Source organism: Xanthomonas sp. AC360, assembly GCF_979258225.1.
In genome coordinates this window covers 1,278,252-1,304,512 of the sequence record NZ_OZ409846.1, presented here as the reverse complement: position 1 = coordinate 1,304,512, position 26,261 = coordinate 1,278,252, and the positions used below count along the sequence as shown (strand labels likewise).

General features: G+C 64.8%; 18 protein-coding genes and 1 other RNA gene. 13 read left to right on the top strand and 6 right to left on the bottom strand.

What is annotated here, in order from left to right:
- The first annotated feature begins 158 nt into the window (after positions 1 to 158).
- A complete protein-coding gene (locus tag ACZZ0O_RS05575; RefSeq protein ID WP_115559378.1) occupies positions 159 to 2,465 on the top strand; it encodes a TonB-dependent receptor in 2,307 nt (768 codons plus the stop codon).
- A gap of 97 nt (positions 2,466 to 2,562) precedes the next feature.
- Here the strand turns inward: ACZZ0O_RS05575 and ACZZ0O_RS05570 are convergent.
- Positions 2,563 to 2,637: non-coding RNA, sX9 sRNA (locus tag ACZZ0O_RS05570), on the bottom strand.
- 77 nt (positions 2,638 to 2,714) lie between these two features.
- Between ACZZ0O_RS05570 and ACZZ0O_RS05565 the strand changes: the two genes are divergently transcribed.
- Positions 2,715 to 3,815, top strand: a complete 1,101-nt coding sequence (locus ACZZ0O_RS05565; RefSeq protein ID WP_463590202.1) for a glycerophosphodiester phosphodiesterase — start codon at positions 2,715 to 2,717, stop codon at positions 3,813 to 3,815.
- Positions 3,816 to 4,492: 677 nt separating this feature from the next.
- On the opposite strand, the gene ACZZ0O_RS05560 is transcribed toward ACZZ0O_RS05565, so the two are convergent.
- Both ACZZ0O_RS05560 and ACZZ0O_RS05555 read right to left on the bottom strand, forming a co-directional pair.
- Entirely contained in the window at positions 4,493 to 5,278 is a 786-nt protein-coding gene (locus ACZZ0O_RS05560) for a rhomboid family intramembrane serine protease (RefSeq protein WP_463590201.1), read from the bottom strand.
- 360 nt (positions 5,279 to 5,638) lie between these two features.
- Positions 5,639 to 6,595 (bottom strand): TerC family protein, encoded by a 957-nt coding sequence (locus ACZZ0O_RS05555; protein ID WP_055852529.1) that lies wholly within the window; start codon positions 6,593 to 6,595, stop codon positions 5,639 to 5,641.
- A gap of 265 nt (positions 6,596 to 6,860) precedes the next feature.
- Here ACZZ0O_RS05555 and ACZZ0O_RS05550 point away from each other — a divergent pair, with 265 nt between their 5' ends.
- A complete protein-coding gene (locus ACZZ0O_RS05550) occupies positions 6,861 to 8,027 on the top strand; it encodes a class I SAM-dependent rRNA methyltransferase (protein ID WP_463590200.1) in 1,167 nt (388 codons plus the stop codon).
- 315 nt (positions 8,028 to 8,342) lie between these two features.
- A complete protein-coding gene (locus tag ACZZ0O_RS05545) occupies positions 8,343 to 8,663 on the top strand; it encodes a hypothetical protein (RefSeq protein WP_115514768.1) in 321 nt (106 codons plus the stop codon).
- 339 nt (positions 8,664 to 9,002) lie between these two features.
- On the opposite strand, the gene ACZZ0O_RS05540 is transcribed toward ACZZ0O_RS05545, so the two are convergent.
- Positions 9,003 to 10,853 (bottom strand): Svx/AvrXca family virulence/avirulence protein, encoded by a 1,851-nt coding sequence (locus ACZZ0O_RS05540; RefSeq protein ID WP_463590199.1) that lies wholly within the window; start codon positions 10,851 to 10,853, stop codon positions 9,003 to 9,005.
- 309 nt (positions 10,854 to 11,162) lie between these two features.
- On the opposite strand from ACZZ0O_RS05540, the gene ACZZ0O_RS05535 reads away from it, so the two are divergent.
- From ACZZ0O_RS05535 to ACZZ0O_RS05510, 6 genes are all read left to right on the top strand, one after another.
- Positions 11,163 to 12,401 carry a dipeptidase gene (locus ACZZ0O_RS05535; protein ID WP_463590198.1) on the top strand — a complete coding sequence of 413 codons (1,239 nt, stop codon included), beginning with the start codon at positions 11,163 to 11,165 and terminating at the stop codon, positions 12,399 to 12,401.
- Between the two features lie 96 nt (positions 12,402 to 12,497).
- The gene (locus tag ACZZ0O_RS05530) at positions 12,498 to 13,667 is read left to right on the top strand and encodes a glycerate kinase (RefSeq protein ID WP_463592401.1); all 1,170 of its coding nucleotides are present in this window, start codon (positions 12,498 to 12,500) and stop codon (positions 13,665 to 13,667) included.
- A gap of 148 nt (positions 13,668 to 13,815) precedes the next feature.
- Positions 13,816 to 15,564 (top strand): sensor domain-containing diguanylate cyclase, encoded by a 1,749-nt coding sequence (locus tag ACZZ0O_RS05525; RefSeq protein WP_463592400.1) that lies wholly within the window; start codon positions 13,816 to 13,818, stop codon positions 15,562 to 15,564.
- 148 nt (positions 15,565 to 15,712) lie between these two features.
- Complete coding sequence (locus tag ACZZ0O_RS05520) at positions 15,713 to 16,105, top strand: DUF2628 domain-containing protein (RefSeq protein ID WP_115514765.1); 393 nt, start codon at positions 15,713 to 15,715, stop codon at positions 16,103 to 16,105.
- A 409-nt stretch (positions 16,106 to 16,514) separates the two neighbouring features.
- Positions 16,515 to 17,207: a hypothetical protein gene (locus ACZZ0O_RS05515; RefSeq protein ID WP_463590197.1), complete on the top strand. Its 693-nt coding sequence runs from the start codon at positions 16,515 to 16,517 to the stop codon at positions 17,205 to 17,207.
- 600 nt (positions 17,208 to 17,807) lie between these two features.
- Positions 17,808 to 20,282: a GH92 family glycosyl hydrolase gene (locus ACZZ0O_RS05510; protein WP_463590196.1), complete on the top strand. Its 2,475-nt coding sequence runs from the start codon at positions 17,808 to 17,810 to the stop codon at positions 20,280 to 20,282.
- A 438-nt stretch (positions 20,283 to 20,720) separates the two neighbouring features.
- On the opposite strand, the gene ACZZ0O_RS05505 is transcribed toward ACZZ0O_RS05510, so the two are convergent.
- Entirely contained in the window at positions 20,721 to 22,136 is a 1,416-nt protein-coding gene (locus ACZZ0O_RS05505; RefSeq protein ID WP_115552372.1) for an amino acid permease, read from the bottom strand.
- Between the two features lie 152 nt (positions 22,137 to 22,288).
- Complete coding sequence (locus ACZZ0O_RS05500; RefSeq protein WP_463592399.1) at positions 22,289 to 22,912, bottom strand: glutathione S-transferase family protein; 624 nt, start codon at positions 22,910 to 22,912, stop codon at positions 22,289 to 22,291.
- A gap of 277 nt (positions 22,913 to 23,189) precedes the next feature.
- Between ACZZ0O_RS05500 and ACZZ0O_RS05495 the strand changes: the two genes are divergently transcribed.
- From ACZZ0O_RS05495 to ACZZ0O_RS05485, 3 genes are all read left to right on the top strand, one after another.
- Positions 23,190 to 24,710, top strand: a complete 1,521-nt coding sequence (locus ACZZ0O_RS05495; RefSeq protein WP_193589245.1) for a DNA recombination protein RmuC — start codon at positions 23,190 to 23,192, stop codon at positions 24,708 to 24,710.
- Positions 24,711 to 25,090: 380 nt separating this feature from the next.
- Positions 25,091 to 25,471 carry a hypothetical protein gene (locus tag ACZZ0O_RS05490; RefSeq protein ID WP_463590195.1) on the top strand — a complete coding sequence of 127 codons (381 nt, stop codon included), beginning with the start codon at positions 25,091 to 25,093 and terminating at the stop codon, positions 25,469 to 25,471.
- Positions 25,472 to 25,555: 84 nt separating this feature from the next.
- Entirely contained in the window at positions 25,556 to 26,107 is a 552-nt protein-coding gene (locus ACZZ0O_RS05485) for a glutathione peroxidase (protein WP_463590194.1), read from the top strand.
- The last annotated feature ends 154 nt before the right edge of the window (positions 26,108 to 26,261 follow it).

Sequence of the window (26,261 nt, the reverse complement as noted above, 5' to 3'; positions counted from 1 at the left end):
GATTACGACGTACAGATGACACGCGCATGCCAGCACAACGCAGCGACAGCGCGGCATGCGCAGTCGCTGTCTCGGCACTGTCATCTGAGCGTCGCATCGACGCAAGACAGCTGTCGCACGCTTGCCGTCATCTTTTGACTCGTCCCCCAACGCCACTCATGCCCAAGACCCATCTCTTAAGTGCTGCCGTTCTCACCGCGCTTGTGTTGTCGCCGGCCGCGCATGCGGCCGATACGCCGGCCGACGTGTCCGCCGACACCGGCTCCACCGTGCAGCAGCTCGATGCGGTGTCGGTGATTGGCCAGGGCGAAACGCGTCAGGTGCAGCGCATCACCCAGCAGGACATTCCGGTGCTGCCGCCGGGCACCAGCATCCAGAAGCTGCTCAACCGCATGCCGGGCGTCAACGTGCAATCCAACGATGCCTTCGGTGCCAATGAAGAATCGCAGACGATCAGCCTGCGCGGCTTCAACGGCACGCGTCTGGGCTATACGCTCGACGGTCTGCCGCTGGGCGATAACGCCTATGGCAACTACAACGGCCTCAACATCAGCCGCGCATTGATCGCAGAAAACTTTGGTGGCGTGGAGCTGGCCTCGGGCATCGGTGCGTTGGGCACGGCGTCCACCAGCAACCTCGGCGGCACCATCCAGTACTACTCGGCCGACCCGTCCAGCGTGTTCGGCGGGCAGGTCTCGCAGACGCTGGGGTCCGATGCCAACCGTCGCACCTTCCTGCGCGTGGATACCGGCGATTACAACGGGTTTTCTGCGTATCTGTCGGGCATCGAAGCCACCGCGGACATGTGGGCGCGTCCGGAATCGCCGACCACCACGCGCCAGTTCAACGCCAAGGGCGTGTACCAGTTCGACGGCGGCAAGCTGACTGCGTTCGCCGATACCTCGCGCACCTCGCAGGCCGACTATTCCTATCTGTCCAAGAGCGGCATGGCGCGTGGTCTGGGCTGGGACTGGAATCTGTACGCACCGGATTGGAACCGTGCACTGGCCGCGGCGTACTGCGCGCCGGCCACGCGCAATGCCGCACGCTGCGGCTTCAGCGGTGGCGTGGATAACGTCGACGATGCGTACTACCAGAGCCGTGCGCTGCGCGACGACGATCTGTTCTATGTCGCCGGCGACTTCCAGCCCAACGATGCGATCAGCCTGCACACGCAGGTGTATCACCATGAAAACAAGGGCCAGGGCCATTGGTGGTCGCCGGGCCAGGCCTCCAATCCGGGCACACCGCAGGCACTGCCGATCTCGATCCGCAGCACCAATTACTGGATCAACCGCACCGGCGGCATCGCCTCGCTGGGTTGGGATCTGGGCCCGCATCATCTGGAAGCCGGGCTGTGGTACGAGCGCAATCACCACGATGTGGAGCGCAATTTCTACTGGATCACCGGGCCGGTGGACGACGACAAGTTTCTGCAAAATCCCAATCGTCGGCTGTTCTCGCAGAACTACGTGATCACCACCCGGCAGTTCTACGTGCAGGGCAACTTCAAGTTTCTCGACGAGCGCCTGAGCCTGGACCTGGGCATCAAGAGCCCGAGCACCGAAATGACAGCACGCGAGACGCCGGGTATCGCGGTGGAAGCGCCGGTGGCGACCGGGTCGATCAAGGCCAGCGAGTCGGTGCTGCCGCAGATCGGGCTGGGCTATCGCCTTGCCGAAGGCCAGGAAGTGTTTGCCTCCTACGCAGAAAACATCGCTGCGTTTCAGGGCGGCGGCGCCGGTGGTCCGTTGCTGGTGACCCAAGCTTCGTTCGATGCCAGCGTCGGTGCGCTGGAGCCAGAAAAGTCGCGCACCATGGAAGCCGGTTACCGCTTCGTGCGTGATCGCTTCGAGGCCTCGTTGGTCGGCTACGACGTCACCTTCGACAACCGGCTGCTCTCGCTCAATCCCTGCGCCAGCATCCAGCAGGGCACCACGCCGGCCTGCACCACGCGCTTCTTCAACGTGGGCTCGGTGAGCAGCCGCGGTGGCGAACTGACGGTGATCTGGAAGCCCACCAGCTACCTGCAGTGGTACAACTCGGCTTCGATCAACCGCTCCACCTACGACGACAACTACGTGCAGAACGGGGTGACCATTGCCACCGCCGGCAAGACCACGGTGGATACGCCCAAGCGCATGTTCGCGAGCGAAATCGCCTTCAATTACGCCGGTTGGAACGTCAACCTGCGCGGTAAGTACACCGGTGAACGCTTCTATACCTACACCAATGATCAGGGCTTTGGCGGTTACACGTCATTCGATGCCGGTGCCGGCTATGAGTTCGGCCAGGTCAGCGTGCTGCAGTCGCTCAAGCTCTCGCTCAACGTCACCAACCTCACCGACAAGCGCTACGCCTCCAACCTCACCGCGTTCGCCAACAGCGATCCGAATGGACGGCAGTTGGCGTTTCACGCCAGTGCGCCGCGGCAGGTGTTTCTGACGCTGGATGCCAAGTTCTGAGGACGGGATTTGGGAATCGGGAATCGGGAATCGTAACAGCGGGTCTGGTTGCTGCTGATTGATTTCCGATGTTGATCGACGTTAATAGTCTTAGAGTGGCTGACACTACCTAGCGAGTGATTGTCGGGCGGGTGCGGACGATGCGGAGGAAGCGGGATGCACGGGCGTGCATCTCTGCTTGATCGTCGGCCAAGCTGGCCTGGCGATGACGCGGTGGTGTTGACGGCTGCTTTTTCCTTGGAGAGAGGCATGATGCAGTTCCACCGTGCGTTGGTGTTGGGAGCGATGATGGTCGGCATGAGCGGGCCCGTTTTGGCCGAGGCACCGTTGGCCAAGACGGTGCAGATCTTTGCGCACCGTGGCGCCAGTGCGTTGCGCCCGGAACACACCTTGGCCTCCTACGCCAAGGCGATCGTCGATGGCGCCGATTTTGTCGAACCAGATCTGGTGTCCACCAAAGATGGCGTGCTGGTGGCGCGCCACGAGAACGAGATCGGTGGCACCACCGATGTGGCCAGCCACCCGGAGTTTGCCGCGCGCAAGACCCGCAAGACCATCGATGGGCAATCGATGGAAGGCTGGTTTACCGAAGACTTCAGCTTGAACGAGTTGAAGACGCTGCGCGCGCGCGAGCGGTTGCCGCAACTGCGTGGCACGCGCTGGGACGGGCAGTTTCAGATCGTGACCTTCGACGAGATCATCGATTTCGTCGCGGCCGAATCTGCCGCAACCGGGCGCACGATCGGGATGATTCCGGAGATCAAGCATCCGAGTTATTTCAGTGCGCTCGGTTTGCCGATGGAAGACAAGGTGCTGGCCACCTTGCACGCGCATGCGTATACGCGCACGGCGCCGGTGGTGATCCAGTCGTTCGAGACCGGCAATCTGCGTTACCTGCGCGGCAAGATCGGGCGGCAAAGCAACATCCGCCTGCTGCAGTTGCTGGGTGGCGCGCAGATGCCGTTGCCCGATGCAGGCAAGGGCGACGCACCCGGCACCTATGCGCAATTGATGACCCCGGCCAGGCTCAAGCAGGTGGCCAGCTATGCCGATGCGATCGGGCCGGACATCCGCGCCATCATTCCGCTGGACGCGCAGCAACGGCTGGGTATGCCGACCAGCCTGGTGCGCGATGCGCATGCAGCCGGATTGCAGGTGCAGCCGTATACGTTCCGTCCGGAAAATTACTTTCTGGCCGCCGATAACCGCAGTAGCGGCGCGGTGACCGAGCGTAACGACGCAGGTGCCTTAGCCGAGCTCAAGACCTATCTGGACACGGGCATCGATGCATTCTTTGCCGATGACCCGGGTCTGGCGCGGCGTGCGTTGCGCGGGCAAGCACCGCGATAGGTAGCGCGTTCGTAGGAGCTCGCTTGAGCGCGACGGGCATCACCGGGATAGCTGCATCGCGCGCGGGCACACTCGCGCGGGATGCGATGACGACGCACTTCGCGTTGCAGCAACGCTCTTACGTTGCGTGATCCGCGGGTACCCACTGTGCCGGGCATCATCGGTAACGCCCCGTCGCGCGCAGGCACGCTCCTACGTAACGCGGTGTAGCGGCCCGATTGGTTGGATGTTGACCTTACGAGAGGCGCTACTTGCCTTCGCGAGACGTGCAGCACCACGGTTGTAGGAGCGTGCCTGCGCGCGACGGGCATGACCGGGAAAGCATCAGCGCGCTACAACCCGCTTGTACGCAATGCGATGACGATGCATTTGGCGATGCAACACCGTTCTTGCGCTGCATGACCTTCGGGTACGCACCTTACTGGGCATCATCGGGAATGCCCCTCGCGCGCAGGCACGCTCCTACGTGATTGGGCAGAACGCCATCGATTGGTCTGATGTTCGCCTGACGAGATGCGCTATGTGCCCGGCGGGCGCTCGCGCGGTCGGAAATGCAGCGATCACGGTTGTAGGAGCGTGCCTGCGCGCGACAGGGCGTTACCAGAACGGCACACGTCGCGCGCAGGCACGCTCCTACGGGAGCTCAGCATCGTTTCGATCATCGTTTCATGCAGGCACTAGGTACCTGGAGGGCGCTCGCGCGGCGGGAAATGCAGCACCACGTTTTCCGAGCCGTCGTCCTGGCGTTGCCACAGTACCGGTACCTGACGCGGCGGCGGCGGTTCCAGCATCGCGTGCTCGGCGTCGCGCACTTCCCAGGCGGCGTCTTCGTCCTCATCTTCCCAGCTGTAGCGCGGCTTGGCTTGCTGCGGGTCGCGCAGGCGTAGCAGCAGCGCGGCGATCAAGCCGGCCACCGCGCCGCCCAGATGCGACTGCCAGGACACCCCGGCTTCGTGCGGCAGGATGGTCACCAACATGCCGCCGTAGAACAGGAAGGCGATCATGCTGGCGGCGATGGCCGGGCGGTCGCGCCGTAGCAGGCCCAGCACGAACACCAGAAACATCAGGCCGTGGGTGACGCCGCTGGCGCCCAGGTGGCGGCTGCCAGGCTCGCCCAACAGCCACGCGCCCAGCCCCGAGCCCAGCCACAGCAGCGGCAGTGCCATGGCGGTGGCGCGCGGGTACACGCTGCCGGCCAAGGTGCCCAGAATCAGCAGCGCTGCCGCATTGGCGCCCAGATGCGCGAGCGAGCCGTGCAACAGCGGCGCGGTGAGGATGCCGATAAGCCCGTCGGCTTGCAGTGGCGCGACCGCCCAGGCGCGCCAGTCGAACATGCCTTGCGCGGTGAACACCGCCACCAGCAGCAACACGGCGGCCAGGCTGATGTTGAAGGCGCGCAGGACCCGCGAGCGGTCCAGGCGGCTCTGGGTGGTGGCATCGGAGGCAACAGAATGCGGTGTCATACATTCACGGATGGCGGCGTGGTTTTGCCTTTGCAAGCCCCGTTAGCGCGGGATAACCGGATCCGGCGACGGGACAATCCCGCCGCCTGCCGGGCTGATGCAACGCCCGGCAGGCAGGCCGCGGCGGCGGCGAATAATTCACCGCAGATGATCGGGTGGCAACCAGGGCGCGGCGCCGATGTTTCGGTATCGCCTGTGATGCGCTGCGGCCCAGCCGAGCAGTGGGCGGCGTAGCCACCGATCAAGGCCGAAGACCACGACCCGGCTCAGTGGCAAGAGACGAAGCGAAACCGCGGCGTCCCTTGCACCACCATCTGCAGCAAGCACAACTCCGATTCCCGATTCCCGATTCCCGGCCGGTCAGTGCCCGGCCGGCTTGGCCGGGCGCAACAGGCTCAGCATGATGGTGGCCACCAGGATCGTGACCACGACCGCCAGCGAGACCAGCACCGGGATCTTGTACAGATCGATGATCATCATCTTGGTGCCGATGAACACCAGGATTACCGCCAGGCCGTACGGCAACAGGTGGAAGCGGTCGGCCATGCCGGCCAGCAGGAAGAACATCGCGCGCAAACCCAGCACCGCAAACACGTTGGAGGTCAGCACGATGAACGGGTCGGTGGTGATCGCAAAGATGGCCGGGATGCTGTCCACCGCAAAGATCACGTCGATCACCGCAATCAGGATCAACACCACAAACAGCGGGGTGAACCAGCGCTTGCCATCCTTGATCACGCTGAGCAGGTTGCCGTGGTACTGCGGGCTCAGGCGCAGATGACTGCGCATCCAGCGCAACACCGGGTTGGTCTCCAGATCCGGCTCCTTGCCGGCAGAGAACCACATCTTGATGCCGGTCAGCAGCAGAAACGCACCGAACACGTACAGCAGCCAATGGAACTTGGCCAGCAGCATCGAGCCGGCGAAGATCATGATCGCGCGCAGCACGATGGCGCCCAGTACCCCGATGATCAGCACGCGCTGGCGCTGTTCTTCGGGCACGCCGAAGTAGGTCATGACCATCAGGAACACGAAGATGTTGTCGACCGCCAGCGATTTTTCGACCAGGTAGCCGGTCAGAAACTGCAGCCCGATCTGATCGGCCCGCGCATCGCCCATGGTGCCCTGCAGGTACCACCACAGCCCGGCATTGAAGGCCAGTGCCAGCAGCACCCAGCCGATGCTCCACCAGGTGGCTTCCTTGAAGGTGACCTTGTGGGCGCCGCCATGGCGCATCAGCACCAGATCGATCAGCAGCGCGGCGATCACCACCGCCCCGAAACCGCCCCATAACCAGACATTGCCAATGGTTTGCATAAAAGAATCCCGAAAAGTGAAACGACCTGGACAGCCGGTTGGGCTGAGGCCTTGTGACACGGAAATCGTGGATTCCGGGTGACGGACCTTCGCCTGCGCGGCGAAGGTCTCGCTCGCAACCGGCCAGACCGGTTGCCGTTGCACCGGAGCGTCTGCCGGAGCAGGACTCGTAATGACGGCGACAACGTTGGGAGCTACTCCCCTTCTGGGGCCGATTCTGCGTGCCGGGGACGGGCACGTCAATCCAGCCGGATACAATAGGTGAATGAATACTCCTGTCCCCGTCGTCCGACTCAAGAATGCGTGGCGTTCCAGCCACCCGTGGATCTTCCAGAAGCTGGTCGAAAAGCCCATCGCCAAGCCCAAACCCGGCACCATCGTCGATGTGGTCGGCGTGGATGGGGAATGGATCGGCCGCGGCTTCTACAACGGCCACTCGCGCATCGCCGTGCGCATCCTGGAAACCGACCAGTCGGTGCCGGTGGATGCGGGCTGGTTTTCGCGCAAGATCGCCGCGGCGGTGAGCCTGCGCCGCGACTGGCTCAAGCTCGACGGTGTCTCCGATGCCTGGCGCGTGGTGCATAGCGAAGGCGACGGCCTGTCCGGCCTGGTGGTGGACCGCTATAGCGACCTGGTGGTGGTGGAGTTCTTCGCTGCCGGCATGTTCCGCCATCGTGAGTGGATCTACGAGGCGCTGCGCGAGCAGTTCCCGGGTTGCCGCTTCCACAGCTTTGCCGACGAACACGTGCAAAAGCAGGAAAGCTTCGACTTCCACAGCAACACCACCACCGAAGCGTCCGTGATCACCGAGCACGGCATCAAGTTCCGTGCCGACCCGGCCGGCGCGCACAAGACCGGGTTCTTTGCCGACCAGCGCGACAACCGCCAGTGGCTGAGCGAGCAGGTGGAAGGCAAGACCGTGCTGGACCTGTGCTGCAACACCGGTGGCTTTGCGGTGTATGCGGCCGCGCGCGGTGCGGCCGAGGTGCTGGGCGTGGATATCGACGAAGACGTCATCGCCATTGCCAAGGGCAACGCCAAGCTCAACAACGTGCGCCCCAAGTTCGTGCAGGCCGATATCTTTCCGTGGCTGCGCGATGCGGCCAATCGCGGCGATCAGTTCGATGTGGTGATCCTTGACCCGGCCAAGATGACCCGCGACCGCGAGCAGGTGATCCCGGCGCTGAAGAAGTACCTGGACATGAACAAATTGGCGCTGGGCGTGGTCAAGCCCGGTGGCCTGTTCGCCACCTTCTCGTGCACCGGCCTGGTGGCCGAGCAGGAGTTTCTGGACATGCTGCGCCGCGCCTCGTATTTCTCCGGCCGCACCATCCAGATCCTGAAAGTGGCCGGTGCCGGTCCGGACCATCCGTTCATGGCGCACGTGCAGGAATCGCGCTATCTCAAGGCCGTGTTCTGCCGCGTGGTGTGACAGCAGGAGTGATGAGGCAGCGGGCGATGCGTAGCGCCCGCTGCGTGGTTTGGCACCGGCGGCGGCATTGCAGTCGTGGCGGCCCGATGACTGCGCCGCTGTGTGGTTGCGTTGCACTGCAGGTAAGCGGTGCAAGGTGGGTGCTCGCATCTGCCGCCGCAGCGCGTGGCGTGCGCTGTTCCATGTGGTGCAGGTGAGGCGGTACGGTCATCGTCATCGCGCAGCGGATGCAGGTCTGTGCACGATGGCAATGGGTGATGGCAGCGCACTGCAGCCGGGACTTCAACGCAGACATTCACTAGGGAGCGCCAGCCGATGACGTCCAGCGACGAAGACGAACGCAAGGCCTTGCGCCGGTTGCTGCGCGAGATCGAGCGGCCCAATGCCAGCCTGCTGGCCAGCAACTGGCCGGTATTCGGCGTGTGGCTGCTGTTTTCCGGGGCGTTCATGTATCTGTTCCAGACCGGCACCGGCTCGCCGCTGCACCCGTTGCTGCTGGCGCTGGGCTCCACCTGTCTGGGCGTGTTCGGCGCGTGGATCGTGTTCCGCTCGGTGTGGGCGCGGCAATGGCCGCATGTGCGCGAGCACATCGATGTGGAAAGCCTGCGCGCACGGCTGGCCGAACTCGACGATTGAGCCTGCGTTGGACGTGCAGCGCTGCACGGTAGCGTCGATGTGCAGTGCTGGTGTGCCTGCGGCCATAGCGCTGCAGGCAAGCACACGCCTGCTTGCGATCGCTCTCAAACCCATTCGTCACACAGGACCACGCGCTGCTTTCAACACCTTGCAGCTGTGGTGCGTGACGTGGTCAAAACAGACAAACCAAACGCGACGTGCACAGGCCGAACAAACCACACTTGCCAATGACGCGCGCATGCGGCGTGTGCGTTGTGCGCGCACAACGATGGCCGTCCCTGGCCTGTCTGTAGAGTCTTCTTGCGCTGATGCGCAGCTACACACTGTAGCTGCGCAAGATCACCAGCCGGCTGGCCGCGCGGTGATTTCCGGCACCGCCTGGCGCAGGTCTGCACCGAACTCCGGGTTGGTCATCGTGGCCGGATCGACAAACCCGTAGAACACGCCCTGGGTGGGCGAGGCGCCTTGCTCTTCGACATCGCCACGCAGCTGTGCGGTGCCGCCGACGTTGATGGCGCCGAATGCACCCGGGCCCATGAACACGGTATGCGCCTGCGCAGTGGCACCGATGGTGGCGCCCGGATGCCACACGGTGAGCCCGCCGAGCACCGCATTGCCCTGCACCGTGCCGCCCATCACCGTGGCGCGGTCATCGATGCGCGCATTGCCCAGCACATTGCCGGCCAGCACGCGTGCGCGTGGCCCCACGTAGGCGGTGGAGGCGACATTGGCGGTGTTGGCGACCCAGCCGCCGCCGTTGGCGTGACGACGTCCCACCGGGGTGGGCGTGGGCGCATTGGGCTGGCTGCCGGCCGGCGCGGCATTGGTCAGCGTCACGCTCCACGGGTAGCGGTAGATCGCGTAGTACGACTGGTCCCACTTGATCTGCTGCATGGTACTGGGCGCGCCCATCACCATCAGATACACCGCGCGGTCGCCGCTCTTCAGCGGCATGCTGACGCTGGCCTTGGCGCCGCGCTGCAGCGTGCTGTAACGCGCCTTGCCGGCACTGTCGATGGCCACCACGCCCCAGCGCCAGTCCGAGTCCGGGGTGGGAATGCTGGACGGATCGTTGAGCAGGCCGGGCAGGCTGGTGACCGCTGCTGCGCTCTGCACCTGGCCCTCGAAGGCGACCTGGATCGTGGTGGCGCCGCTGGCGGGGATCAGCTGCACCAGGTTGTAGCCCCAGCGCTGCGGTGCCCATTCGAACGGCACGCGATAGCGGTTGGCCTGGCCGGCCACCGGGTCGAGCACGGTCATGCGTAGCGCACGGTCGCGGTTGTCCCAGTCCTGGGTGCGCTGCGGGTCGAACGACAGATTGCTGCCGTAGCGCGCGCGATACAGCACGCCCTGGTCGCTGCCGTCGGGATTGGTGTAATCCCAGTTGACGTTGCGCATGGCCCAGTCGCCGAATACATCGTTCAGTTGCGACTGCGTCCAACCCATGTTGGTCTTGATGACTGAAAACGGATCGGCGGTGCGACGCGCCGGGTTATCGATGCGCGGTGCCTTGCTCCACATGTCGTTGATGATGGCGTAGCCGTAGCGGTTCTTCAGATACTCCATGAACTGCCAGTTGCAATAACGGTCGCGCGTGGAGCCCAGATACACGTGCGGGTAGTTCACCAGCATGCTGGAGCAATGCACGTCGCTGCCGTGGAATTCCGGCAGCTGATGGGTCATCCAGTTGGCGTGCGATTCCCAGATCCAGCCGGTGTATTCGGACTCCTGCAAGCCGCCAGCCTGGTACTGCAATGCGTGCGTGAGTTCGTGCGCCAGACCCCAATGGTCGCGCAGGCCGCCCGGCGCCATCCACATGCCCATGCCGCCACTACTGGTGGCACCGCCGCTCAGGCCAAAACTCGGGTCCAGATGCAGGTTGGCCTTGTACTTGGTGGCGACATTGCAGAACGGCTCGGGAAACTGCAGGCGATTGATGAAAGTGTCCCAGACCATTTCCAGATGCGCGCCGGCCGCACGCACATCCGCATCGGAGACGCCGTTACCATTCCAGCGGAAGGCGAAATGCGCGGTTTCGTAGCGCACTGGCGGCATGCCGATTTCATTGACGCGTGCCGTCCAGGTGCCGGCGGTGCAGGCCGCACTCGCGGTGGAGGCCGCGCCAAGGCCGGTGGCGATCAAACCAAGGGTGAGCAAGCGCCGGGGCAGCGCACGCGATGCGATGGACATAGAGGGATCTCGCCAAGAAGGGAAGGTGTTGCGCACACCCGCACGTCGCGCGCTGAAAGCACGGCGATCTGCGGGTATCGGGAGTGGGGGATGCCGCCAGCGACGGCCGCGCAAGTGTGCGCAGCGCCGACCGCCGCGCAATTGCTTTGGCAGTGTATTTTTTAGAACTGCAACGCGTTCGGCGCTCGTGGTGTGGCGCTGGTTGAACTTGTGCGCGCCATGACCGGGCCATTTGCGTGCACAACGCGAAGCCAGCGCGCGGCCGCGCTGCGGCTATGATCGGATGACCCCACCTGTTTGCGAGCGCGCATGAATCTGCAACTGCGATGTGTGGCCGTGTTGCTGAGCCTGGCTGGCTCGGCGCATGCGCTGGAGTTTTCCAAGGCCGAGTTGGCGCGCGCCACTGCGCTACAAAAGCGCCTGGTCACCCTGGATTCGCATCTGGATACGCCGGCCAATCTGGAGCGGCCCGACTTCGATATGTTGCAGGCGCATGCCGGCAATCGCCTGTCGCAAGTGGATTACCCGCGCATGGTCGACGGCGCGCTCGATGGCGGGTTCTGGGCGGTCTACACCGGCCAGGGCAATCGCAGCGCCGCCGCGCATCTCGATGACCGCGATGCCGGGCTGCAGCGGCTGATGAAGATCCATCAACTGCTGGCCGCACAGCCGCAGCGGTTTGCGTTTGCGAGCACGCCCGCCGATGCAGCGCGCATCAAGGCCGACGGCAAGCGGGTGGTGTACATCAGCATGGAAAATGCCAGCCCGCTGGTCGCCGACCCCACGCTGCTGCGCTTCTATTACGCGCAGGGGCTGCGCCTGATGAGCACGGTGCACTTTCTCAACAACGAGTTCGCTGACTCGGCTACCGACCCCAAGGGTCCGGAGTGGAAGGGCTTGAGTCCGGCCGGCAAGCAACTGGTGCAACAGGCGCAAGCGCTGGGCATCGTGATCGATCAATCGCACGCCTCCGATGCGGTGTTCGATCAGTTGATTGCGCTATCGCCGGTACCGATCGTGCTCTCGCACAGCGGCGCGCGTGCGGTGTACGACCATCCGCGCAACATCGACGATGCACGCTTGAAGGTGCTGGCCGAGCACGGCGGGGTGATCCAGGTGAACTCCTACGGTGGCTATCTGGTCGACAGCGGCACCAGCCCCGAGCGCAAGGCCGCCGAAAAGGCGCTGACCGATCAGTACGGCGGCTGGGAACACGTCAAGATCGCCGACGGCACCGCCCTGAGCGCCGCACTCAAAGATCTGGATGCGCGTTACCCGATCAAGCGTGCCACCGAAGAGGATTTCTTCGCCCATCTGGAACACGTGCTTTCCTTGGTCGGGCCCGACCACGTGGGTATCGGCATGGATTGGGATGGCGGCGGTGGTGTGGTCGGGCTGGAAGATGTTTCCAAGCTCCCGCGCATCACCGCCTGGCTGCAGCGCAAAGGCTATACCGAAGCGCAGATCGCCGGCATCTGGGGCGGCAACCTGCTGCGGGTGATGCAACAGGCGCAGGACTACGCGGCCAGGCAGGCCAAGGCGACGTAGGGCGATGTACCGCACCTTGCAGGTGGCATTGCCGCAGCGCATCGGCGCGGCAGCGTCTTGTCCCTTATCGCAGGCGCGTCCGCAGGCGCGTCGCTGGTGAGAGTCGTCATCGCCCCGGATGCGTACAAGGAGAGCCTGTCCGCGCGCGCGGTGGCCACGCAGATCGAAGCGGGGTTTGCCGAGGTGTTCCCGCAGTGGCACTACACCACCGTGCCCATGGCCGATGGTGGCGAAGGCACCGTGGATGCGTTGGTCGCTGCCACCGGCGGGCGGGTGATCGCATGCACGGTCAGCGGCCCGCTCGGCACGCCGGTGCAGGCCTTCTTCGGTCTGACCGGCGATGGCGCCACCGCGGTGATCGAAATGGCCGCCGCCAGCGGGCTGGCCCTGATATCGCCAGCACAGCGCGCGCCGTTGCATGCCAGCACCGCCGGAGTGGGTGCGTTGATCCTGGCCGCGCTGGATGCCGGCGCGCGGCGTTTCATCATCGGCATCGGCGGCAGCGCCAGCACCGATGGCGGCGCCGGCATGGCACAGGCGCTGGGCGCGCGGCTGCTGGACGCGCACGGTGTGCCGATCGGCCCCGGCGGTGGGGCGCTGGCGGCGTTGGCGCGCATCGACACCGCTGGCCTGGACGCGCGGCTGCAGCAGTGCCACGTCGAGGTGGCCTGCGATGTCGACAACCCGCTGATCGGCCCGACCGGTGCCTCGTCAGTGTTCGGCCCGCAAAAGGGCGCCACCCCGGCGATGGTGCGCCAGCTCGACGCCAACCTGCGGCACTACGCCGATGTGGTGCAGCGCGATCTGGGCGTGCGCCTGCACGCGCTGCCTGGCGGCGGCGCTGCCGGCGGGCTGGGCGCCGGGTTGGTGGCATTCCTGGGCGCGCAGTTGCGTCCGGGCGTGGAGGTCGTCGCTCAGGCGCTGGGGCTGGACGCGCTGATCGCACAGGCCGATCTGGTGATCACCGGCGAAGGCCGTATCGACAACCAGAGCCTGCGCGGCAAGACGCCCGTGGGCGTGGCACGCCTGGCGCAGCGGCACGGTATCCCGGTCATCGCCATTGCCGGATCGCTGGGCAACGGCGCTGGACAGCTACACACGGAGGGCATCGCTGCGATGTTTTCGGTGGTGCCTGGCGCCTGCACGATGGAGCATGCGTTGGCCGACGCTGCCCGCAATGTCCGCGTCACCGCACGCAACCTGGCGGCAGCGCTGCAGGTGGGCGGCGCGCTGATGCAACGCTCTGCCGCCGACTGCAGCGAATGAGGGACCGCGTGGACCAGGCCAAGCGGGCGGCCACCCCCTGCACAGCGGCCGCAGCGCATCCTGTGTCCCGACGCACGGAAGCGCCGATTGGCACTCATGCCCAGTCCGCTAGACTGGGCGGATTGCACGGGCACGAGCGAGCTTGCCGTTGAATCAGCGCGATACCGTTGTGTCATCCACCACCAGCGAAGCGCAGCGTCTGGCGCGGCTGGCGTTGTTGCAGGTGATCGATACCGAATCCGAACCGTTCTTCGATGCCCTGGCAGCTGCCGCACAGGCCATCGCCGGCACGCCCATCGCGCTGGTGTCGCTGGTGGACGAGCATCGGCAATGGTGGAAGGCCAATATCGGCTTGCCGGGCGTGTCCGAGACCCCGCGCGAGCTGGCGTTCTGCGCCCACGCCATCCAGGGCGATGCGGTGATGGAGGTGCCCAACGCCCCGGCCGACCCGCGCTTCTCCAGCAACGCCCTGGTCACCGATACACCCGGCATCCGCTATTACGCCGGCGCCCCCATCGTGCTGCCCGATGGCCTGCGCATGGGCACGGTGTGCGTGATCGACCAGCGCCCGCGTCACCTGCAGCCGGCCCAGCTGGCAGCTCTGCAACAGCTGGCCAAGGTGGCCGCCGAAGGCCTGGAGCAGCGCCGGGTGATGCTCGAACGCGCCGACATCAACGCCCAACTGCAGCAGCGTCTGCGCGAGAGCGAAGCGTTTCTGGAGCGTACCGGGCGGGTGGCCGGCGTCGGCGGCTGGGAAGTGGATGTCGGCACCAATACGCTGACCTGGTCGGACGAAACCTGCCGGCTGCACGACTTGCCGCCGGGCTATCAACCCACGCTGGCCGAAGCTATCACCTTCTACCCGCTGGAAGCGCGCGCGGTGATCACCGAGGCGGTGGAACTGTGCGTGCGCGACGGCACGCCCTGGGATCTGGAGCTGCCATTGATCAGCAGTACCGGCCGCCGCCTGTGGGTGCACAGCACCGGCGCGGTGGAACATGTCGACGGCCGCATGCGCCTGATCGGTGCAATCCAGGACGTCACCGACCGCCATCGCGCGGTGGACGCGCTGGCCGCCAGCGAGCGCAAATTCCGCAAGATGTTCCAGTACAGCCTGGGGCTGATCTGCACCCACGACATGGATGGCCACCTGGTCAGCGTGAACCCGGCGGCAGCGCGCTCGCTGGGCCGCAGCGTGGAGGAGATGGAGGGCCGCTCGCTGTTCGAGCTGATCCGCCCGGAGCGGCATGACGGCGTGCGCGGCTACCTGTCGCGCATGGTGCTCGACGGCCAGGATTCCGGCGTGATCGAGCTGGTGGCCGGCGATGGCAGCCTGCGCCACTGGAAATACCACAACGTGCTCGACGTGGAGTCTGACGCCACCATCGTCCTGGCCCACGCCCAGGACGTCACCAACCAGCATCAGCAGGAAAAACAGCTGCTGGAATGGTCGTTCACCGACCCGCTGACCAACTGCTTCAATCGCCGCTTCCTGGACGACCTGGACAGGCGCGATGCCAGCGTGCGCTGGGGCTGCGTGGTGGTGGACCTGGACAAGTTCAAACTGGTCAACGACACCTACGGCCACCAGCGCGGCGATGAAGTGCTGGTGCAGATGGCCTGGTTTCTCAATGCCCCGTTGCGCCGGCAGGACCACCTGGTCCGGCTGGGCGGCGATGAATTTCTGGTGCTGCTGCACCAGGCCAGCGAGCAGCAGCTGCAAGAGCTGGTGCGCACCTACACGGCGGCCAGCGACGATGCGCCGATCCTGTTCACGCTGGGCACGGCCTTGCGCCAGGAAGGTGAAGCGCTGACCGCGGTGGTCGACCGGGCCGACCATTCGCTTTACGCCATCCGGCGCGCGCGGCGCGGGTCCGGGATCGGCCAGCAGCGTTAACGGCTGGCCGCGCGGGACGTTCGGGTGGCCGGGCAAGGCCGGTTGTGCGTGGCTGGCGCCCTGCAACGCTGCAGAATCTGCCCCGAAACACGTGCTCCTGAATACGCGATCGCCTATCATGTAACCGTTTTCAACTACATGGATTGGAATGGATACCTTCGATCGCACCCAACTCAGCCCCAAGTGGCAGTTTCGCTTCGACTTCTTCGACCGTCACGGCAGCCCCAAGGAGCCGTCCTACAAGGAGGCGCTGAAGACGCTGAGCTTCGGTGACAAGGTCAAGATCGGCATGAATTTCTATGCCTTCTTCTTCGGCTGCATCTATTTCTTCATCATCGGCCTGTGGCGCAAGGCGTTGAGCCTGATTGGCATCAGCCTCGTGCTGGGCATCGTGGCCTCGTTCCTGCCGGCCGCGTTTCAGAATGTGCTGTGGCTGCCGATGTCGTTGTTGACCGGCATGATCGCCAACTACGCCTATTACCTGGACAAGGCCAAAGGCAGCACCAGCTGGAACCCGTTTGAAGGCATGCGCTGGATCTGACGTCACCGCAACACCGCAGCGCCGGCCCCTCCCGCCGTCGCCAACGTGTCGCCAAGCCCGGTCCGATGACCGGGCTTTTTTGTGGACGCCGAAAAAGCAGGCGAGGCGTCGCTTGTCTGCAGGCCCCGCACTGATTCAAATCTACCGATTAGCCCTGACCTTCAGTTGTGGCACCTCCGCGCTTATCGCTAAATCCGCCCAATGCAAGGCCGCGATGAAGTCCTGGCTGAAATAACTTCGGACCGGCTCCTCGCGTCAGCGACGCCGAGAGCGGACATCAAGGAAAACACCAGGAAAACGAAGCTATTTGCAGGACTGCAACAAACATCCTGCTGAGGGTCAGGGCTAATCAGGCAAATCTATGGCTTGGCAGTAAGCTATCCAGACTTCAAGCACCGGAGTGTTGGCCATGGATTCTCTTCGCCAAGGGCACCGCATTGCCAAAGTTGTTTCGACCAGCGCTTTGCTGCTGGTATTGGCCGCATGCGCAGAGCCGTCGAATGCCCATCAGGAGAAAGCCATGCAGGATGTCACCTCCGCCGACCTTAAGCGCGAACAGGACCGCGTCGCCGCACTTGTCGATGCCGCCGCTCCTGAGCGTTCGGCGCCAATGATGACCTGGGACGGCTATCCCGCATTGCAATCAGGAGCTGAGCACACCCCAGAACAGCTTCTGCAGCAGATCGAAGCACTCGCCAAGGCTCTCCATGTCCAAGCAGACTCGGATTCCGCCAATGTGGAGCGCGTGTTGGGAATCGCGCTTCCTCCCGACGCCAAACATGAGCGCAGAGGGGTGACTGGCAGTGTGGGGCAGGGCACTTACGAATGGGCGGTGTGGAAGCCATCACCCAAGCACCCTGGGCACCGGGTGGAACTGACACTCACCCCAAACGCCTGCCTTGCCTACGAGGGGCTGAAGAAGCAGATGGAGGCTGATCGGTTCCAGGTGTATGTGCCCACGTTTGGCGATGATCAGCGAATCACGTTCCACAAGGTCGTCGGCCCGTCGCTTGGGCTCTACATTGCCGCGACTCCTGACCGAGGGGACGCACCGACCTGCGTGACGATCGTCCGCTTCGAGATGGAGCGCAGCGATGCCTGATACCCGCATCGAGCGCATGCTCCCAGCAGGCCGAAACCATCAGGCAGGATCAGGTCCGCCAGCAGGCGTTGGAACAGACGCAGCAGCAAAATCAGCAGCAGTAGCAGGGGCCGAGGATCACCATGGGCGGTCCTTGAAAGTGCTCACCTACGTGGCCGCCTGTAACCAGTAACGCCCACCTGCAATCGCTTAACGCGCCAAGCGCCTGATCTGCCGCCCGAGCGTCGGCCTGCAATGGCTGCTGGTCGACAACCTGTTGCTGCGCGGTAGTTACGCCATCAATTTCCGTGCCCCCCACATGCATTCCTGGCTCGGCCAACCCAGCTCGGCGCAGGTGCGCACCCTGGATCACTCCCGTTGCATCGCCAGACGGGCACAGCCGCTTTTCGGAATCGCGGTGTTCGGAATCGGCATGCACCACTTGTAGACTCGGACTCCGGTACGCCGTCAGCACGCAACTGGCGAGGATTCACCTTAGTTTTACCGGCTGTTCCTAGTCGTCGTTCGAGCACCGTCGTCATGCTGATCGCCGCGTCTTGCAGCGGTCGGTGCGCGTCATTCCACCTGCGGCCTTGGCCGCTCTCCCCCGAGGTGTCTTGCATGCTCTCTGCCGTTGCATCCGATCGCTCTTCGTTGCCTCTTCCATCAACCTCGCTGTGGCGCCGCGCCGCTGCCCTTTGCCTGCTCGGCATGGCGGTTGCGCCGCCGCTGGCCGCGCAGGACCCGGCGCAGGTCAACACCTTCATCGGCAGCAAGGACGACGGCAATACCTATCCCGGCGCGTCCGCTCCGTTCGGCCTGATCCAGGTCAGCCCGATCGGTGCGCACTACGCCGGCTGGCGCTACGACGACCCCACTATTCGTGGCTTCGGGCATTCCTTTTTGTCCGGCGCCGGTTGCTGGGAACAGGGCGGGCAGGTGTCGATCCTGCCGGTGACCGGCAGCATCGGACCGGGTGGCGATTTCGACACCGCCGACGCCAAGACCTTCGACCAGAAACGCTATGCAGCGCGCTACACGCATGCCGGCGAAGTGGGCCAGGCCGGTTATTACAAGGTGCGGCTCACCGACTACGGCGGCATTGATGCCGAAGCCACTGCACTCACCCGCGCCGCGGCCGAGCGCTACACCTTCGCGCCGGGCGCCGACACCGGCCACCTGCTGATCAACGTGGCCCAGGCCAACGACCGCCACGTGGTGATCGGCAGCCAGGTGCAGCTGGTCGGCGACCGTGTGGTGGAAGGCAAACTGGTCACGCAGAGTTTCTGTGGCGGCCACGAATACACCACCTGGTTCCGGCTGGAATTCGATCGCCCGTTCACCGCGCACGGGGTGTGGGGCGAAGACGGCGGCGTGCCTGGCGCGCGTCACGGCATGGGCGGCGAACTCAAACCCAATGGCGCCTGGCTCAGCTTTCCGCTGGGCAAGGGCAAGGACGCGCGCGCAGTGACCGTGGTCAGCGCCATCTCGCATGTCGATGCCGACGGCGCACGCAGCAACCTGCGCGCCGATGGCATGCAGGGCGGCACGCTGCTGAGCCTGGAGCGGATGCGCCAGCGCGCGCAGCAGGTCTGGCGCACCGAACTGGCCAGCCTGCAGCTGGACGGCGCCAGCAAGGACGACCGCAGCGTGGCCTACACCGCGCTCTACCACGCTTTGTTGCAGCCGCTCACCGGCAGCGATGCCGATGGCCGCTACCGCGGCTATGACGATGCGATCCATCGTGCCGAGGGCTGGACCTACTACGAGTACTTTTCGCTGTGGGATACCTATCGCTCGCAGAATCAGCTGCTCGCCTTGCTGCGCCCGCAGCGCGCGCGCGACATCGGCCGCTCGCTGCTGGCGATCCATCAGCAAGGCGGCTGGCTGCCGCGCTGGGGCTACGCCAACTACGACACCAACATCATGACCGGCGATCCGGTGACGCCGTTCCTGGTCGACCTGTGGCGCTTCGGCGCACTACAGGGCAACGAGGCCGAGGCCTACGCCGCGTTACGGCAGAACGCCTTCGGCCAACCGCCGATCAACTCGCGGCATTCCGGGCGTTCGGGCAACGCGAGTTATCTCGCCAATGGCTTCGTGCAATACGACCGCGCGTTTCCGTCCAAGGGCATGGACGTGGACCCGCACCACGGCGGCTCGGCCACGCTGGAATACGCCCTGGCCGATTGCGCGCTGGCACAGATGGCCCAAGCCCTGGGCCATGCCGACGACAGCACCCAGCTGCGTGCGCGCGGCGGCAACTGGCATCACGTCTGGGACGCCACGGTGCGCGATGCGGACACCAGCTTTGCCGGCTTCCCGCGTCCACGCCTGGAAGATGGCAGCTGGTACGCGCCGTCCAACGACCAGTACAGCCCACGCTCGCAACACGGCTTCCACGAAGGCACTGCCTGGCAATACCAATGGCTGGTGCAGCAGGACATCCCCGGCATGCTGCAGGCTATGCATGGCAGCGACCAGGCAGGCAAACGCCTGGACACCTTCTTCGCCTATGACGACCTGCTCAAGGACCCGCTCAACGGTGCACGCACGCATTGGGTGGTCGGCCCGTACAGCTATTACAACCAGTACCGCTACAACCCCAACAACGAGCCCGACCTGCACGCGCCGTGGATGTACACGCTGATCGGCCAGCCGTGGAAGACCGCCACCGTGGTGCGCGCCGCGCAGCAGTTGTTCACCAATGCGCCCAACGGCGTCACCGGCAATGACGACCTCGGCACGATGTCGGCCTGGTATTTGTTCAGCGCCTTGGGGCTGTATCCGGCGGTGCCGGGCAGCGGCGAGTTCCTGTTGCACACGCCGCGTTTCAAGCGCGCCACGCTGGATCTGGGTAACGGCAAACGTTTGCGCATCGATGCCCCCGGCGCTGATGGCCGCGCGCTGCAGTACGTGCAGGGCGTGCGCTTGAACGGCGCACCGCAGACCAAGGTCTTCCTGGATTGGGCGCAATTGCAGCAAGGCGGCACGTTGTCGTTTGCGCTCACCAAGCAGGCGCCCACGCAAGGCTGGGGCACCCAAGCGGATGCACTCCCAACCTCGTTCTGCGCCACGCCTGCAGCCGCGCCTTAAGCCAAAGCTTCTCCCCTGGTTGCGGGGAATGCGAGGGAAAGCCCTGACGTTGTCGGAGCATGTGCTAAAGCCCCTCTCCTGCGGGGCGATAAGGCACAGCTTGCGCGCCACTGGCGCGCGTGCCTGGGAGCGCCCGCGCTGCTACGCGGGCAGGGGCGCGGGTACGGAGCGAAGCCCCTGACCAAGTTGGATAACACCAGGCTTCGCCCGTCCCCTCATCCGGCCCTTCGGGCCACCTTCTCCCGATGGGAGAAGGGAGTGGTCAGCGCGCATCCGCAAGCAGTCGTGCAGCACAGGACTGCTACCGCCAAGACTTTCCCATCGACGATTCAACCTGGAAGGCGCGTGGCGACGCGTTCGTCATGCATGGCACTGAAAGATCTCTAGGGCGCCCCTCATCCGGCCCTTCGGGCCACCTTCTCCCGATGGGAGATGGAACTACCCAACCTTCGCCAAGCGGCTATTCCGCCGCCCATAGGCCAGATAGACCACCACGCCCAACACATTCCACAGCAAGAACCACAGCTGCGTCTTGCTCGGCAGGCTCCAGAACAGGTACAGGCAGCCCAGGATCGCTACCGGTCCCACCACCCAGGCCAGCGGCGTGCGGAACGCCCGCGCACGGGTGGGTTCGCGCACGCGCAACACCAGCAAACACGCCGCCACGGCAGTAAACGCGGCCAACGTGCCGGCATTGGCCAACGCGGCGATTTCGTCCAGCCGCGCCACACCCGCCAACGCTGCCACCAGCACCGCGGTGAACAAGGTGATCGCCACCGGCGTGCCGGTGCGGGCGTTGACCTTGGACAAGCCGCGCGGCAACAGCCCATCGCGCGACATCACAAAGAAGATTCGGCTCTGCCCGTACAGGAACGCCAGCAGCACCGTCGGCAGCGCGATGATCGCCACCGCACCAATCACCAACGCTGCCTTGCCGTGGCCCAGCTCGCGCATGATCAACGCCAACGGCTCCGGGCTCTTACTGAACACGGTGAAGCTCAACGCGCCCACTGCCGACAGCGCCACCAGCACGTAAATCAACGTGCAGCCGATCATCGAACCGACGATACCGATCGACAGATCGCGCCCCGGGTTCTTGGTCTCTTCGGCGGCGGTGGAAATCGCATCGAACCCATAGAACGCAAAGAAGATGATCGCTGCTGCCGCCATCACCCCGCGCTCCACACCGTCCGGCCCCATCGCCTTGGAGAAGCCATACGGCATGAACGGCTGCAGGTTGGCGCTGTTGAAGGCCGGCAAGGCGATCGCCACGAACACAGCCAGCGCAATGATCTTTAGTACCACCAGCACCGCATTGAGCGTGGCGCTCTCCTTGGTGCCGGCCATCAACATGCCGGCCACCAAAAAGGTGATCACCACCGCCGGCAGGTTCACAATGCCGCCGGCGTGCGGCCCGGCAATCAATGCATGCGGCAGGTCGACGCCCACCCACTGCAGGAACCCGACGAAATAGCCCGACCAGCCCACCGCCACGGTGCTGACCACCAGCGAATATTCCAGCACCAGGCTCCAGCCCACCACCCAGGCGATGCTCTCGCCCAAGGCGGTGTAGCTGTAGGTGTAGGCACTGCCGGCAGCCGGCATCATCGTGGCCATTTCCGCATACGCCAGCGCCGCGCAGGCGCACACGATGCCGGCGGCAACGAAGGACAGCAGCACGGCCGGGCCGGCCTTGTCCGCGCCCACGCCGATCAGCGTGTAGATGCCGGTGCCGACGATCGCCCCGATCCCCAGCGCGATCAGATGCGGCCAACTCAGGCTGCGCACCAGTTGCCGGCCGGCCTCGTGCACGGTGACCTGATCGATGGATTTGCGCCTGAGCCAAGACGACATGCGGACCTCGAAGGAACCAAAAGAATCCCCGAGTGTCGCCCAACGCGCTGCAGCAAAGCTATCGGTGGTGATGCGATTCGGGCTGAGGCGATGCGGCTGCGTGTCCGGAAGCTACGCAAACAGATGACCTATAGGCCGCCACAACGGCACCGCTAAACCACCCCATTACACCCATGCCGCTGAAACCCGGCGCGCAGTCCGAGCTGCGCGTAATACGCCTCCACCGCAGGCAACTCCGGCCGATCGATTGGGCTGGCAAACCAGCGCTGCGTCGATAAGCCCAGCACGATATCGGCCAGGGTGAAGTTTGCCCCGAGTACGAACGGACCGCCGTGCTGCAGCTGTACGTCGAGGATGGTCATATGCCGATTCCACTCGCGTACGCTGGCTGCAATCGCCTGCACATCGGTATGCGTCGCACTGCCACGCACCATCGCCATGAACGCGTAACGCCAGGCGTTGTTGAGCTCGGTGGCCTGCCAATCCATCCATTGCTCGACCAGTGCACGTGCAGCGGGCGCACTCGGCAGCAGATCGTTGCGGTGGCTGCGCGCGGCCAGATACCGGCAGATGGTGTTCGATTCCCACAGCACCACCGTGCCATCGCGCATCACCGGCACCAACGCATTGGGATTGAGCGCGCGAAACGCCGACGTGTCCACCGAGGCAAAACCGCTGCCATACGCATGCAGCGTGTAGTCCAGCGCCAACTCCTCGCACAGCCACAGCACCTTGCGCACATTGATGGAGGTCGGCTTTCCGTAGAGTTCGAGCATGGTCTGTCGCAGATTTGGCAGGCTGCTCACCTTAGCGTGTCATCACTTTTTCGCGCAGTGACCCAGGCAAACCCCTGCACGAGCTCGACGCCCGCGTCGCAGCTACCGCCGCGCGCCGAGTGCGAACCTGCGCCAACCCATCGGGCACCGCGCCATGCCCCCGCACCGATGCATCCAGTCGCCAAGCCGCTGAGGCAGCTGTTGCGACCGGCCCCGTTACACTGCGCGCATGTCATCCGAACCCCTGATCCTTCTCGGACTGCTCGTCGTAGTCCTCGTGCTGCAGCTGCTCGCCCTGCTGCGGCGTCCTTCCACCAGCGGTCTGGAGCTGGCGCTGCGCGCCGAACAACGCGACGGCCGCGGCGAACTGCGCGAGCAACTCGAAGGCCTGGCGCGGCAGCAGGATGCGCGTCTGGAAACCTTCGCGCGCAATCTCACCGAGCTGTCCACCCGCACCGATCAACGTCTGGACTTGCTGCGCGATGCCCTTGGCGAAGATGCCCGCAAGGCGCGCGAAGAAAGCGGCCTGGCCCAGCAACGCACCGGCGAACTGTTGACCCTGCGGCTCACCGAACTACGCACCCAGCTCGAAGGCTTCGGCCAGCAGCAGGAAACCCGCATCCACGTGTTCGGCCAGCAACTGACCGACCTGATCGCACGCACCGACACGCACATGGCCGCGTTGCGCGAAGCGCTGGCCGAGGATGCGCGCAAGGGCCGCGCCGAAGCCGGCGAGTCGCAGCAACGCTTCACCGAAGCGCTGAGCCAGCGCCTGAGCGAACTCACCCAGCGCAACGAACTGCGCATCGGCGAGATGCGCGCCACGCTGGAACAGCAACTGGCCAGCCTGCAAAGCGACAACGCCAGCAAGCTGGAACTGATGCGCGCCACCGTCGACGAAAAACTGCAGACCACGCTCAACACACGCCTGGATGCGTCCTTCAAGCTCGTCTCCGAGCGCCTGGAACAGGTGCAGCGCGGCCTGGGCGAAATGCAGCAACTGGCCACCGGCGTGGGCGATCTCAAGCGCGTGCTCAGCAACGTCAAGGACCGTGGTGGTTGGGGCGAAGTGCAGCTGGAGAACATCCTCGAGCAGACGCTGACGATGGAGCAGTACGCGCGCGGCGTGCGGGTCAAACCCGAGAGCGCCGAAGCGGTGGATTTTGCGATCCGCCTGCCCGGGCGCGGCGACGACACGGTGGTGTGGCTGCCGGTCGACGCCAAGTTCCCGCGCGAGGACTACGAACGCCTGATCGACGCGCAGGAAAAGGGCGACCTGGACGCGATCAAGCAGTCGACTGCGCAGCTGGAGCGCGCCATCCGCGTGCAGGCCAAATCCATCAGCGACAAGTACGTCAGCCCGCCGCATACGACGGATTTCGCGGTGATGTTTCTGCCCACCGAGGGCCTGTACGCCGAAGTCATCCGCCGCGCCGGCCTGGTCGATCTGCTGCAGCGCGAACATCGCGTGGTACTGGCTGGCCCGACCACGTTCACCGCCCTGCTCAACAGCCTGCAAATGGGCTTCCGCACGCTGGCCATCGAAAAACGCTCCAGTGAGGTCTGGCAGGTGCTGGGCGCAGTGAAGAGCGAGTTCGGCAAGTTCGCCGGCATTCTGGAGAAGGCCGAGCGGCAGATCAGCACCGTCGGCAAGAGCCTCGGCGAAGCCAGCCGCAAGACCCGCACCATCGAACGTCGCCTGCGCGGTGTGGAAACCTTGTCCGGCGACCAATCCCAAGCGCTGCTGGACGATGCCGACAACGGCAACGACGACGAAATCGGCGACGAGCAAGAATGATCCACCCGCAGACGCCAGCCAACAGACAGCAAACGTAGGAGCGCACCCGGGCGCGACAAGGCATTACCGGTAACGCCTCATCGCAGCCAGGTCCGCTCCTACACCACCAGCCGCAGGACGCGCACGATCGAATGCGGCCCGCGCAGCGCAGAAGTAGTTCGATCGCAAACGGCGATGCAGCAGCGCCCCTGCCCAAGCAGACAGCACACGTAGGAGCGCACCCGGGCGCGACAGGGCATTACCGGTAACGCCTCATCGCGCCCGGGTGCGCTCCTACAACAGCGGGGTCGAGGCGTCATCTTTCTGCGACCTATGCCAAGCACACCACGCAGACATCGGCACCGCGATCCTGCGTACCTGACCTTTCAAAGAGAACTGGTATGTCGACCCGTTGGATCTACGCTGCACTGTCCGCGCTGCTGCTGGCTGCCTGCAGCAACTCACCTGCGTCTCGCGCAGAGGCCGCATCCGCGAGCACGCCCGCATCGCAAACCGCAAACGCCGACGCAGCCGCCTGCATCGCAAAAGGCGGGCAGCTACGCCCGGTGGGCCGCATGCAGATTCCGCGTTGCATCGTGCCGTATGCCGATGCCGGCAAGACCTGCACCGACAAGGCCGATTGCAGCGGCGATTGCCTGGCCACCAGCATCGTGCCGACCGGTACCGCCACCACCGGCACCTGCCAGCGCGACAGCGATCGCTTCGGCTGCCGTCAGGCTGTAGTGGGTGGCAAAGGCCAGGCGGCGCTGTGCATCGATTGACCGGCTGATGCGCGCGCGGGCGACATCGCTCGCGCGCATCCGGCGGTTTATGCTCTGGTGCTTCCCGCCAATCAGGACGCACCCATGACTTCCAGCATCCACACCATTGCGGTGACACGCATCGATGGCGCACCGGCCACCCTGGCCGACTACCGCGGCAAGGTGCTGCTGGTGGTCAACGTCGCCTCCAAGTGCGGTCTCACCCCGCAATACGAAGGCCTGGAGGCCCTGTACCGCGATAAGCATGCGGCGGGCCTGGAAGTGCTGGCGTTCCCGGCCAACGACTTCAACGGCCAGGAACCCGGCAGCGAGGCGGAGATTGCCCAGTTCTGCCAGCTCACCTACGACGTCACCTTCCCGATGTTCTCCAAGATCGCCGTCACCGGTGCAGACACCCATCCGTTGTATCAGGCCCTGACCAGCGCGCGCCCGAGCGCCACCGGCGATGGCCCGATGCGCGAGAAACTCGCCGGCTACGGAATTGCCGCAAACCCCGCACCGGGCGTGCTGTGGAACTTCGAAAAATTCCTGATCGGCCGCGACGGCGTCGTTATCGAGCGTTTCGCTCCCGATGTGCCGGCCGACGATGCACGCCTGCGCGTAGCCGTGGATGCGGCGTTGGCTGAGGCTGCATAACGCAGGCAGCCGTCGTTCAATGCCAGGCAAGACACGCGTTCGAGCCGGTGTTTTGATGCTGATCTTGATCAGCGTGCTTGCCTGCGTCGTCTGCTGCGGACGGGCAATCTCAATGGGTTTCAGATCTAACGGCGGCCAGTCATCTTTTGCGCTC

Coding starts and splice junctions, on each gene's coding strand:
- ACZZ0O_RS05540 (WP_463590199.1), bottom strand. CDS start 10,853: ATGTCCATCGCATCGCGTGCGCTGCCCCGGCGCTTGCTCACCCTTGGT.
- ACZZ0O_RS05545 (WP_115514768.1), top strand. CDS start 8,343: ATGACGTCCAGCGACGAAGACGAACGCAAGGCCTTGCGCCGGTTGCTG.
- ACZZ0O_RS05575 (WP_115559378.1), top strand. CDS start 159: ATGCCCAAGACCCATCTCTTAAGTGCTGCCGTTCTCACCGCGCTTGTG.
- ACZZ0O_RS05535 (WP_463590198.1), top strand. CDS start 11,163: ATGAATCTGCAACTGCGATGTGTGGCCGTGTTGCTGAGCCTGGCTGGC.
- ACZZ0O_RS05500 (WP_463592399.1), bottom strand. CDS start 22,912: ATGCTCGAACTCTACGGAAAGCCGACCTCCATCAATGTGCGCAAGGTG.
- ACZZ0O_RS05485 (WP_463590194.1), top strand. CDS start 25,556: ATGACTTCCAGCATCCACACCATTGCGGTGACACGCATCGATGGCGCA.
- ACZZ0O_RS05550 (WP_463590200.1), top strand. CDS start 6,861: ATGAATACTCCTGTCCCCGTCGTCCGACTCAAGAATGCGTGGCGTTCC.
- ACZZ0O_RS05560 (WP_463590201.1), bottom strand. CDS start 5,278: ATGACACCGCATTCTGTTGCCTCCGATGCCACCACCCAGAGCCGCCTG.
- ACZZ0O_RS05565 (WP_463590202.1), top strand. CDS start 2,715: ATGATGCAGTTCCACCGTGCGTTGGTGTTGGGAGCGATGATGGTCGGC.
- ACZZ0O_RS05510 (WP_463590196.1), top strand. CDS start 17,808: ATGCTCTCTGCCGTTGCATCCGATCGCTCTTCGTTGCCTCTTCCATCA.
- ACZZ0O_RS05490 (WP_463590195.1), top strand. CDS start 25,091: ATGTCGACCCGTTGGATCTACGCTGCACTGTCCGCGCTGCTGCTGGCT.
- ACZZ0O_RS05520 (WP_115514765.1), top strand. CDS start 15,713: ATGGATACCTTCGATCGCACCCAACTCAGCCCCAAGTGGCAGTTTCGC.
- ACZZ0O_RS05505 (WP_115552372.1), bottom strand. CDS start 22,136: ATGTCGTCTTGGCTCAGGCGCAAATCCATCGATCAGGTCACCGTGCAC.
- ACZZ0O_RS05555 (WP_055852529.1), bottom strand. CDS start 6,595: ATGCAAACCATTGGCAATGTCTGGTTATGGGGCGGTTTCGGGGCGGTG.
- ACZZ0O_RS05515 (WP_463590197.1), top strand. CDS start 16,515: ATGGATTCTCTTCGCCAAGGGCACCGCATTGCCAAAGTTGTTTCGACC.